This window comes from Anaerosalibacter massiliensis (assembly GCF_024623155.1).
Classification (GTDB): domain Bacteria; phylum Bacillota; class Clostridia; order Tissierellales; family Sporanaerobacteraceae; genus Anaerosalibacter; species Anaerosalibacter massiliensis.
In genome coordinates this window covers 180,615-191,735 of sequence record NZ_JANJZL010000003.1, presented here as the reverse complement: position 1 = coordinate 191,735, position 11,121 = coordinate 180,615, and the positions used below count along the sequence as shown (strand labels likewise).

Below are 11,121 nucleotides of genomic sequence, written 5' to 3'. Positions count from 1 at the left end.
GCATTTGCAATCCTTCTACTTCTCCACCCTTGACATCAAGACAACACACTCAACGTGTGGCGTTCTGGGGAACATGTCCATGCATTTTACTTTTTCTACTTTATATCCTTTATCTATAAACTCTTTTAAGTCCCTAACTAATGTTACTGGATTGCAGGATACATAGACGAATTTTTCTGGTGAAAAATCTATTATTTTTCCTATTGCCTTAGGATTTATTCCTTCTCTTGGTGGGTCTATAATTATTAAATCAGGCTTTTCTTTAATGTTTCCTACTTCTTTTAATACGTCACCAGCTATAAACTCCACATTTGAAAGACTATTTAACTCGGCATTTTCTTTTGCCATTTCCACTGCTTCTTCTACTATTTCTATTCCTATAACTTTTTCAGCCACAGGTGCCATTATTTGAGCTATAGTTCCTGTTCCTGAGTATAAATCAAATACTACTTTGTCTTCGATATCTCCTGCAAAATCTCTGACTATAGAATATAATTTTTCTGCTCCAAAAGTATTAGTTTGGAAAAATGAAAATGGGGAAATTTTAAACTTAAGTCCTAGTATTTCTTCTACAATATAGTCTCTACCATATATTAAATCTATCCTATCTACATTTACTGCATCGGCTATATTGTCATTAGTAGTATGAAGAAATCCTATAATTTCTCCCTTTAATTGTACAATGTTTAATCTGTCTAGAAGTTCATTAAAATTTATTTCTCCCTGAGAGGTAGTAACTAAATTTATCAATATCTCTCCAGTAGATAGAGCTTTTCTTATAACTAAATGCCTAAGAATGCCTTCATGACGTTTCTTATTATAATAAGACGTATTTTTTTCTTGGAAATAATTAACTACTTCCTTTAAAATATTTGTAAAGTCACTATCTACAATATTACAATTTCCTACATTTACTATTTCATAAAATCTTCCCCGCCTATGAAGTCCCAAAGAAAGCGGTCCACCTTTTTCCTCATCTCCAAAAGTAAACTCCATTTTATTTCTATACTCATATTCTTTAGGACTTTTTTCAATTCCTAAAAAATTAATATTTCCTAATCCTTCACTATTAAATAATTCTTTTACCTGGGTTAGTTTATATTTCAATTCTTCTTCATAAGAAAAAGATTGATAAGTACATCCTCCGCACCTTCCAAAATGAGGACATTCAGAATCTATTTCTAAAGGAGATTTTCTAATCACTTCAATTATTTTACCCTCAAAAAAATCTCTACGTTTTCTTTTAATAGATACTTTTACAACTTGGCCCTCTATACCTCCCTTGACTTGAATCTTTTTTCCATCTACATATCCAATAGCCTTATTGGGAAAGAGAACCTTATCTATTTTCATTTCTACTACATCTTTTTTTCTCATTATATTCACTCCTTTCAACTTTATTATTATACCAATTGTAGACAAAAAAAATAAGGGGAAATTTACTCCCCCTTTTTTGTATGATTAAGAGCTTTCCAGAATTCAGAATTAGTATCTAAAATGTCCTCCATGTCTTTATATGGAATATTAAACCTTTGAAAGCCATCTGCATAATCGGCTATTTCATCTGGATAAAAATATAGTTGTAAATAATCCTTAAATAGTATGAAATTTTCTTCCTCTATATCATCAAGATCCTCTAAAGAATATGTTCCTTCTTCTTTTTTATGTCTTTCTCCTATTTCTTTCTTTATAATATCCATCAATTCATCTGAATAATTTATATCTGGCTTAAATAAATCCCTCAATTCATATAATCTACCTGTCTTCAAATCTATATGATATGTTTGCTCCATTGGTATAGTGCCTTCTAGCTCAAAGTTATTATAAAAGGAACTTTTTTGAACCATTAATAAATTATTGTATACTTTAATTTTATAATCAATTTTGATCATTACATTATTTTTAGATTTTTCTACTTCATTTACTGCATTAGCAACAAACAAATTATAAATTTGATTATTTATTATTTCTTCTACTTTTTTATTTTCCATATTCTGTAATTTTGGATAATAAATACTTAAAAACATATTAGGATTGTATTTATTTTCTTTTGCTATAATACTTTCATTTAATTTATATGCATTATCTTCTTTCCATATAATCTTTCCCTCTTTATCATAATAGGAAAACCTATCATCTATAAGAGCTTTTATTATATCCCCTCTTAAAACTAGTTCTCCTACACCATCTATTTCAGGAAGATTTGACATCTTATTTCCCTCTTTATCTAAAAAGAAAGTTTTCTTGCTATCACTAACTGAAATATAACCATTTTTTATTTCTTTACCTATATTATAATATTTAAAATCCGTTAATTGTTTTCCATCCTTATCTAGAATAGCTTTTTTTAAGAATATTTCATTACCTCCATTTTCATCTTTTGAAGCTTCAAATAGCCCTTCTCCTAAATAAGATATATAAGTGAAATCAGGCTTAATTAGAAACTTTCCTTCTTTATTTATTACTCCCATTTTCCCAATTTCACTAGAATCTTTGTCAATACTAACTATAGCCATTCCATCTTTAAAACTAGAACTGTTTTTAAACCTAGGTTCTATAAGAACTTCACCTTCTTCATCTAAAAAACCAAATAAATTATCTTCATTGGCAAATAAAAAGGTTTCATTCTTTTCATCTGGAGTTACATCTTCATATTTAAGTTTGTTAATAATTTTTCCACTTTTATCTATTATTAAATTTTCATTGCTTTCTGTTTTAACTAAAACCCTTCCATTTTTAAAATCCCAGGCCATATTATACTTAGGTTTTATAAGAACTTTACCATTTTTATTTATATATCCCATTTTTACATTGCCATCTTTACTTTTCTTTCCTGCAACTATATAGTTATTACTTGATTTCCCTATGAATGTATATTCCTTAGAACTAAACAATTCATTTCCCTTTATATCTAATATATAATATTTATCATCTTTTACTGCACTAAATACCCCTTCTTCAATATCTCCTATGGAATCATATATTGGTGACAAAACCACTTTATTATCTCTATCTATAAGTCCTACTTTACCATCTAAATACACTTTTGCTAAACCGTTTTCATCAAACTCCTCAGTCATTTCATATTCAGGTTCAATAACAAAATTACCATTTTCTCCTAAGTATCCCCATTTTCTTTGATTTCTTTCTTTTTTATAAGCTGGATAAAGATTTATATTTTCTGACTCTTCAATAGTTTCAGTAGTATTTACACAAGAAGTTAAAATAAAAATCCATACTAATGATAATAAAATTAATGTCTTTTTTCCCCTCATGCTGCACCCTCTTTTCATATTTCCTTTCAAAATAATTATATAATTTATATATGAGTTTTTCAAGTGATAAGTCCTCTATATATGCGATTCTTAAAAGAAAGATAATTTTTTATATACCTTATTTAATAAAATTAAAAAAAGGATGGAGAAGTCCATCCTTTCTATTTTATTCGGTTATAAGCTTTAGGTCTACTGGTATAAACTCTTCAACCTTTTCTCCTTTCACTACTTTTTCTGCTGCTTCTACTCCTAATGCTCCTATTTTTTCTGGTTGTTGAGCTACTGTTGCTGCCATTTCTCCATTCTCAACTGATTTTACTGCATCATCTGTTGCATCAAATCCAACAACCACTATATTTTTTCCTGCCCCTTTAACTGCTTCTAATGCTCCCAATGCCATCTCATCATTGTGTGCAAATATAGCATCTATTTCTGCGTGAGATTGTAATATATTTTCCATTACTTCTAGTCCTTTTGTTCTATTAAAATCAGCTGGTTGTTTTGCTACCACTTCAATATCAGTTTCTTTTATTGCCTTATTAAAACCTTCTCCTCTATCTATTGCTGCTGAAGCTCCTGGTATTCCTTCTATTTCTACTACCTTTCCTTTTCCTTCAAGTTGTTCTATTATAAATTTTCCAGCCATTTCACCACCAGCTACATTATCAGAAGCAATATGAGTTGCTACTTCTCCTCCATTTGCTACTCTATCAAGAGTTATAACTGGTATGTCAGCATCATTTGCTGCTGTTACAGCATTTGCTACTGCATCAGAATCTGTAGGATTTATTAAAATAACTGACACCTTTTTAGTAATTAAATCTTCTACATTTGAAATTTCTTTCCCTGGATCATCTTGAGAATCTAAAACTATTATTTCATAACCTAATTCTTTTGCCTTTTCTTCCGCTGCTTCTTTCATTGTTACAAAAAAAGGATTATTTAATGTGGAAACAACAAGTCCTATTTTTACATCTTTATTATCTCCTGTTTCTTTATTAGGTTCATCTGTAGTAGCTGGTTTTTCTTCTGAGTTAGAACAACCTGATATTATTCCTATCACTAAAATCCCAATAAGTAAAACTGAAAGCATTTTCCTCATTTTCATAATATAAAAACCCCCTTGTTTTATTTTCATACATCAATAAAGCCCATTTAATCATTTTTTCTATCTAAAAGAACTGCTAAAAGTATGACTATTCCTTTCACCATAGTTTGATAATATGAACTAACATTCATTAGATTCAAAGCATTGTTTATTATTCCTATTATTAAAGCTCCTACTATAGTTCCTAAAACACTTCCTACTCCTCCTGTAAGGCTTGTACCTCCTAAAACAACTGAAGCTATTGCATCTAGCTCATATCCAACACCAGCATTAGGTTGTGCAGAAGAAAGTCTAGATGTCATAACAATTCCTGCTAAAGCTGCAAGAAAACCACTAATTCCATAGACAAAAATCTTTACCTTATCTACATTTATTCCAGATAATTTAGTAGCTTCTTCATTTCCACCAAGAGAGTAGACATATCTTCCAAACTTCATATGTTTAAGTAAATAATAGGATAGCAAAAAGACTATAACCATGATATATATTGGTATAGGAATCTTTAGAAAATATCCTGCTCCAATATTTCTAAAAGCCTGAGCTCCTTTGCTACCTCCTGATGTTATAGGTCTTCCATCTGTAAATACTAATGTAGCCCCTCTTACTATAGTCATAGTTGCTAAAGTTGCAATAAAAGGTTGTAGTTTCCCTTTACTTATAAAAATACCATTAAGTATTCCAATAATAGAGCCTATTATTAATGCCACTATAACTGCTAAAAATACACTAAAACCTGCAGATACCATACTAATACATACAGCACCTGAAAAAGCTAAAATAGAACCTACTGACAGATCTATGCCACCAGTTAGAACAACAAAAGTCATACCTGCAGCTATAATGGAATTTATGGATGTTTGTCTTAATATATTTAATATATTATTAACTGTTAAAAAATCTTTATTAAATATAGAAATAATTATAGAAAATAGTATTAGACCAATTATAGATTTATATTTTTTAAAGAATTCTCTATTCATTTACTCCATCTCCTTTATTCCCACTGCATATTTCATTATTTTTTCTTGAGAAGCTTCTTCAATACTTATTTCTCCAGAAATTTCTCCTTCATGCATTACTAAAACTCTATCAGATATTCCTAATATTTCTGGAATATCTGAAGAAATCATAATTATACTCATCCCATGAGACTTAAACTCATTTATTAAATCATATATTTCTTTTTTAGCCCCTACATCTACCCCTCTGGTGGGTTCATCTAATATAAGGATTTTAGGCTCTGACATAAGACTTTTGGCTATAGAAACTTTTTGTTGATTCCCTCCACTTAAATTTTTTATTAATTGATTTATGGAAGGAGTTTTAATAGATAGTTTATTAATATATTCTTCTGCAATCTTTTTTTCTAGTTCTTTATTAATATGTCCAAAATTATTAACAAAACATTTTAATGATGAAATAGTCATGTTTTCTAATACTGGCAAATTTAACACAAGTCCTTCGCCTTTTCTATCTTCAGATACATAAGTTATTCCTTGCTCTATAGCATCTTTTTCTGATTTTATATCTGCTTTTTTTCCATATATATAAATATCTCCGCTACTACTTTCAATAGTTCCATATATAGTTTTGGCAAGCTCAGTCCTTCCTGAACCCATAAGGCCTGATATACCTAGTATCTCGCCTTTAAGTAAATTAAATGAAATATTACTTATATATTCATTAGAAAGATTTTTAACTTCCAATACTGTATCCCCTAATTTTGAATCTATTCTAGGAAATTGTTCATCAAGTTTTCTACCAACCATCATTTCAATTATTTCATCTTCTGTAATATCTTCTACTAATTCTTCTCCTATGAATTGTCCATCTCTTAAAACAGTGATACTATCACAAATCTGAAAAACTTCTTGTAGTCGATGAGATATATATACAATACTTTTTCCAGATTCTCTAAGTTCATTAATTACTCTAAAAAGATTTTCTGTTTCTTTATCTGTAAGGGAATCTGTAGGCTCATCCATAATAATTATTTTTGCATCTATAGATAGTGCTTTAGCTATCTCTACCATTTGTTGTTCTGCTATACTAAGATCTTTAACTAGTTTTCTAGAGTTTAATTTCATTCCTAATTTATTTAAATATTCTTCCGATTCTATGTATAACTTATTCCAATCTACCTTTCCAAACTTTTTTGAAGGTTCTCTTCCTAAAAAAATATTTTCTCCTATACTTAAGTAAGGCACAAGGTTTAATTCTTGATGTATTATAGCTATACCTGCATCCTGAGCTTCCTTAGGCGTATCAAAATTTACTTCCTTTTCATGGAGTATTATTTTACCTTTATCTTTTGGATATACTCCACTTAATATTTTCATCAAAGTTGACTTTCCAGCACCATTTTCTCCAATCAATGCCATTACATTTCCTTTATATAGATGAAAATTTACATTGTCCAATGCTTTAACTCCTGGAAATTTCTTTGTTATGCCATTCATTTCAAGAATTATATCATCCACATAGAACACCTCTTTTCTAAAACACTACAGAAGATTTTAATATTATATTGGCATAAGGTGTGAACTCTCCTGTCCTTATAACAGCTACACAATTCTTTGTTTCCTTTTTAAAACTTTCATGACTTATTTTGTTTATTTTTATCTTAGAACCCTCTATGTTTTCCAAATAATTAATTCGATTAATTATTTCACTATATATTTTAGGATTTGCCTTTTCAATTTCCTCAGCTATTGTTATTTCTTCAATTTTTAATTCTTCCAATACTATGTCTAAAGTCTCTATAAAAGAAGGAATTCCTTTAGTAAGTGCTAAATCTATCCTATCCACTTCTTTAGAAATAGGTAACCCACTATCAGATATAGCAATAGTATCTGTATGTCCCATTTTTGCAATAGTATAAGATAACTCTGAATTTATAAGCTTTCCCTTCTTCATTAATATCTCCCCTTAAAATCTAAAACTTCATCAATATAAGGTAGGGAACTTTGTGCTCCTTCTTTTGTAACAGCTAAAGCCCCAACTTTTAATGCAAAATCTATTATTTCATCTATATCTTTTTCATGAGATAATCCAACTGCAATAGCGGCATTGAAACTATCTCCTGCACCTGTAGTATCTACTGGTACAACTTTATATGCATCATATTTTTTAAATGTATTTTTATTTACATATATACAACCACTATCCCCTAAGGTTATTATTAACTCCTTAATTCCTAGATCTATAAGCTTTTGAGCTGCTTTTCTTATATCCTCTTCGTTCTTAATACTTATACCACTTAAAATTTCAAGCTCTGTTTCATTAGGAGTTAATAAGTCTATATTTTTAATTATATCTCTATCTAATACTTGAGCTGGTGCTGGATTCAATATAGTATATTTTCCATTTTCTTTAGCCTTACTTAAGGTATGTTCCACTATTTCAATAGGTATCTCTAATTGAGTAATAACTATTTTTGAATATTCTATTAATTTTTTAGCTTTATCAATATCCTTTTTCTCTATTTCATAATTAGCACCTGGAGCTACTACTATTGAGTTTTCTCCACTTCTATCTACAGTAATTAAAGCAACTCCTGTAGATATATCTTTCTCACTTTTAATAAAGCTAGTATCCACACCATCACTGTTCATAGTTTGTATTAATTTATTTCCAAAATTATCTTGTCCAACTTTTCCAATCATTGCTACATTTCCACCTAATCTAGCTACAGCTACAGCTTGATTTGCACCTTTTCCTCCAGGTATTTGATTGAAATTTTCACCTAATATAGTTTGACCTTTCTTAGGCATTTCATCTACATTAATTACTAGATCCATATTTATACTTCCTACAACTAAAATATCTTTCATATCATCACCTCAGCTCTTATATACCTATACCTTAGTAGATTTCCTAATTATTAATTTAGTTTCTAGAACTATGTCTTTATCAATTTTTTCTTTTCCTTCAATTATATTTATGAGTATTTCTACTGCTCTATAGCCCATTTGATAATTTGGTTGCTTTACAGTAGTAAGGGTTGGCTCTACTAATCTTGACATGTATATATCATCATAACCTACAATCCCAATATCTTTAGGTATGTTTAATCCTCTATCTTTAAAAGATTTCATCACTCCAAAAGCAATTAGATCATTTCCACAAAATACAGAATCAAATTTTATTTTACTATCTAAAACTTTTTTTCCTATTTCATAACCCCAAGAATATTTATATTCTCCTTCTATAACTAACTCATCATTATAATCTATCCTCTTTTCTTTTAGAGCTTTTTTGTATCCTTTAAGTCTATCTTTTGAAGGTATAGTACTCAAAGGCCCTGACAAAAACAAGATATTCTTATAATTATTTTCTAATAAATAACTAACTGCCTGATAAGCACCAGAAATGTTATTTACAAATACTTTTCCATTTATCCCTTCAAGATTTGAATCTCTATCTACTAACACTAAAGGTATGGAATTATATCTTGACCTCTCAATATTCAATTCTTCTTTAGCAGAGGCAGCAAGCACTATTCCGTCTACCATTTTTTCTACAAGCATATTTATATTTTTATTTTCTTTTTCTATATCATCATCAGTATTACAAAATATAATACTATATCCTTTTTCTTGAGCTTTGTCTTCTGCTCCCCTAGCTATTTCTGGAAAAAAAGGATTTGTTATATCTGGAATAATCAAACCTATAGTTTTAGTCCTTTTAGTAACTAGACTTCTAGCTACATTATTTGGTACATAATTATATTCCTTAGTTATTTTTAAAACTTTTTCTCTAGTAGCCTGACTAATGTCTTTATCTTTTCCATTCAATACTTTAGAAACTGTTGCAGTTGATACTCCAGCAATAGCTGCTATATCTTTTATAGTTATAGACATAGTATTTACTCCCTTCTTTAGGTAAGCGTTTTACTAAATCGTTTACCTAAAGTATAGCATGATTCAAAATTTATTGCAATATTAATATAAAATAAGATTAACTATTTATAAATAGTTAATCTTATTTTATAAAAAGGATATTAATTTTTAAATATTTAATCTAAAAATTAAACACACAATTCAGCCTACGAGATAAGTAACGGAGTTTCTCTTGTATCAACTCTATAAAAAATAGGTATACTAAAGATAGTATACCTCCAATAACATGCTCTTAAATTATTTCTACACATCCAAATCCTTGACTATTTTTACTCCCTAATCCTGTATCAATTCCTAATTGAAGCAATGGGATAGGGCCTGTTAAATTAAATTTACCTGTATAACCCTTTATTATAAAACCTTTATATTTTACTACAGACATTTTTGTTTTCCCAATAGGTTTTATTTTCACTTCATTTTTAGGTAGTTCTTCTGAATAAAAAGCCTTATGCTTATTTTTTAAATTATTATTAATTGTTTGTGAAAAATATTTTTCATAAGGATTATAATAATATGTAAACTTCTTTCCATCTTTTCTAAAAAGAGTACTATATGTAGATATAGGGGATAAAGTTCTAATTCTTATTTCCTCTTTATCCACTATTTCTTTCTCAACTGTTACTTTCTTTACTTCCAGATAATTATTTCCCAGTCTTACCTTTTGTCTAAATAATAAGTTATTTCCTATAGAATTAGAAAATTTATTATAGGGAGAAGATACTGTAAGTGAAACTGGTCCTTTAAATATTATTTCTCCATTTCTTTTATTTAAAAAATAATTTCCTGTTATCCTTGAAAAAGTAAACATTTTGAAAGCCCTTTTTTCATTTTTAAATCCTTCTTCATGTAAAAAACTTGCCACATCTTTCTTCAATAAATTATAAATCATTCCTTGAACCATATGATTATATTGAATTGGCAATATTGTTTTATCTGAATCTACTGGATAAAAAGTAATAATTTCCTTCATTTTTAATACCTCCAAATACTTGACTATAGGACTAAAGTACTATTTCTATAAAGATTATTAAAAACCTTCTTTTTTAGTATATTTCTTAACAGTTTTATCATTTATTTTATATTTACAATACATGAATCACTAGTTTTTAACTATTAAAAACCTTCTACTAATGATATAATCATATCTTAGGAGGGATTTAAATGGAAAAGGTAAGTTCTAAACAAATGAATTCAATTGATAATTTTTGTATTAAAGCTATAGGTATTCCTGGAATAGTTCTTATGGAAAATGCAGCCTTAAAAATAGTTAAAAATATAGATTTAGATAAATATGATAAATTCACTATTATATCTGGTGTTGGGAATAATGGAGGAGATGGATTAGCAGTTGGAAGGCATTTGTCAATATTAGATAAAAATGTAGATATATTTGTTATTGGTGATGTTAGAAAAGGAAGTAAGGATTTTGGCACTAATTATTCTATTCTTAGAAATATGAATATACCAATTCACCATATTTTAGGAATAGAAGATTTGAAATATCTTCAAAAAAGTATAGACTCTTCTCAGATGATTATAGATAGCATATTTGGTACAGGCCTATCTAGAAAAGTAGAAGGGTTGTTTGAAAGAACTATTTCTACTATGAATAAAAGTAATAATTATATACTTTCTGTTGACATTCCTTCAGGTCTAAATTCAGATACAGGAGAGGTTCTAAATACTTGTGTAAAAGCCGATAAAACTATTACTTTACAACTACTTAAAAAAGGACTTGTCTTAAATGAAGGTAAGAAATATTCCGGGGAGATAATTGTTGAAACTATAGGAATGCCTAAAATAGCCATAGAAAAAGGACTTAGAACTTTCTAAGTCC

Annotated in this window: 10 protein-coding genes; 1 reads left to right on the top strand and 9 read right to left on the bottom strand. The window is 28.7% G+C overall.

Annotated elements, in window-relative coordinates:
* Positions 1–15: 15 nt before the first annotated feature.
* The 9 genes from rlmD to cas6 all read right to left on the bottom strand — a co-directional run bounded on the left by rlmD (position 16) and on the right by cas6 (position 10,254).
* The gene (rlmD, locus tag NSA23_RS06200) at positions 16–1,377 is read right to left on the bottom strand and encodes a 23S rRNA (uracil(1939)-C(5))-methyltransferase RlmD (protein WP_257490338.1); all 1,362 of its coding nucleotides are present in this window, start codon (positions 1,375–1,377) and stop codon (positions 16–18) included.
* A 62-nt stretch (positions 1,378–1,439) separates the two neighbouring features.
* Entirely contained in the window at positions 1,440–3,275 is a 1,836-nt protein-coding gene (locus NSA23_RS06195; protein ID WP_042680305.1) for a WG repeat-containing protein, read from the bottom strand.
* Positions 3,276–3,441: 166 nt separating this feature from the next.
* Complete coding sequence (rbsB, locus tag NSA23_RS06190; RefSeq protein WP_042680307.1) at positions 3,442–4,383, bottom strand: ribose ABC transporter substrate-binding protein RbsB; 942 nt, start codon at positions 4,381–4,383, stop codon at positions 3,442–3,444.
* A gap of 47 nt (positions 4,384–4,430) precedes the next feature.
* A complete protein-coding gene (rbsC, locus tag NSA23_RS06185; protein WP_042680309.1) occupies positions 4,431–5,363 on the bottom strand; it encodes a ribose ABC transporter permease in 933 nt (310 codons plus the stop codon).
* Positions 5,364–6,863 (bottom strand): ribose ABC transporter ATP-binding protein RbsA, encoded by a 1,500-nt coding sequence (gene rbsA, locus NSA23_RS06180; protein WP_042680311.1) that lies wholly within the window; start codon positions 6,861–6,863, stop codon positions 5,364–5,366.
* Positions 6,864–6,879: 16 nt separating this feature from the next.
* Positions 6,880–7,299, bottom strand: a complete 420-nt coding sequence (rbsD, locus tag NSA23_RS06175; protein ID WP_042680313.1) for a D-ribose pyranase — start codon at positions 7,297–7,299, stop codon at positions 6,880–6,882.
* Positions 7,299–8,216, bottom strand: coding sequence for a ribokinase (rbsK, locus tag NSA23_RS06170; RefSeq protein WP_042680315.1), 918 nt, complete (start codon positions 8,214–8,216; stop codon positions 7,299–7,301). The genes rbsD and rbsK overlap by 1 nt, the downstream gene beginning before the upstream one ends.
* Before the next feature lie 24 nt (positions 8,217–8,240).
* A complete protein-coding gene (locus NSA23_RS06165; protein WP_257490337.1) occupies positions 8,241–9,245 on the bottom strand; it encodes a LacI family DNA-binding transcriptional regulator in 1,005 nt (334 codons plus the stop codon).
* A 271-nt stretch (positions 9,246–9,516) separates the two neighbouring features.
* Complete coding sequence (gene cas6 / locus NSA23_RS06160) at positions 9,517–10,254, bottom strand: CRISPR-associated endoribonuclease Cas6 (RefSeq protein ID WP_042680319.1); 738 nt, start codon at positions 10,252–10,254, stop codon at positions 9,517–9,519.
* Between the two features lie 191 nt (positions 10,255–10,445).
* Between cas6 and NSA23_RS06155 the strand changes: the two genes are divergently transcribed.
* Positions 10,446–11,117, top strand: coding sequence for an NAD(P)H-hydrate epimerase (locus NSA23_RS06155; RefSeq protein WP_042680321.1), 672 nt, complete (start codon positions 10,446–10,448; stop codon positions 11,115–11,117).
* Positions 11,118–11,121: the final 4 nt, after the last annotated feature.

Bases quoted from the DNA above. Each gene is read 5' to 3' on its own strand.
- rlmD (WP_257490338.1), bottom strand. From the start codon at position 1,377: ATGAGAAAAAAAGATGTAGTAGAAATGAAAATAGATAAGGTTCTCTTT.
- NSA23_RS06195 (WP_042680305.1), bottom strand. From the start codon at position 3,275: ATGAGGGGAAAAAAGACATTAATTTTATTATCATTAGTATGGATTTTT.
- rbsB (WP_042680307.1), bottom strand. From the start codon at position 4,383: ATGAAAATGAGGAAAATGCTTTCAGTTTTACTTATTGGGATTTTAGTG.
- rbsC (WP_042680309.1), bottom strand. From the start codon at position 5,363: ATGAATAGAGAATTCTTTAAAAAATATAAATCTATAATTGGTCTAATA.
- rbsD (WP_042680313.1), bottom strand. From the start codon at position 7,299: ATGAAGAAGGGAAAGCTTATAAATTCAGAGTTATCTTATACTATTGCA.
- rbsK (WP_042680315.1), bottom strand. From the start codon at position 8,216: ATGAAAGATATTTTAGTTGTAGGAAGTATAAATATGGATCTAGTAATT.
- NSA23_RS06165 (WP_257490337.1), bottom strand. From the start codon at position 9,245: ATGTCTATAACTATAAAAGATATAGCAGCTATTGCTGGAGTATCAACT.
- cas6 (WP_042680319.1), bottom strand. From the start codon at position 10,254: ATGAAGGAAATTATTACTTTTTATCCAGTAGATTCAGATAAAACAATA.
- NSA23_RS06155 (WP_042680321.1), top strand. From the start codon at position 10,446: ATGGAAAAGGTAAGTTCTAAACAAATGAATTCAATTGATAATTTTTGT.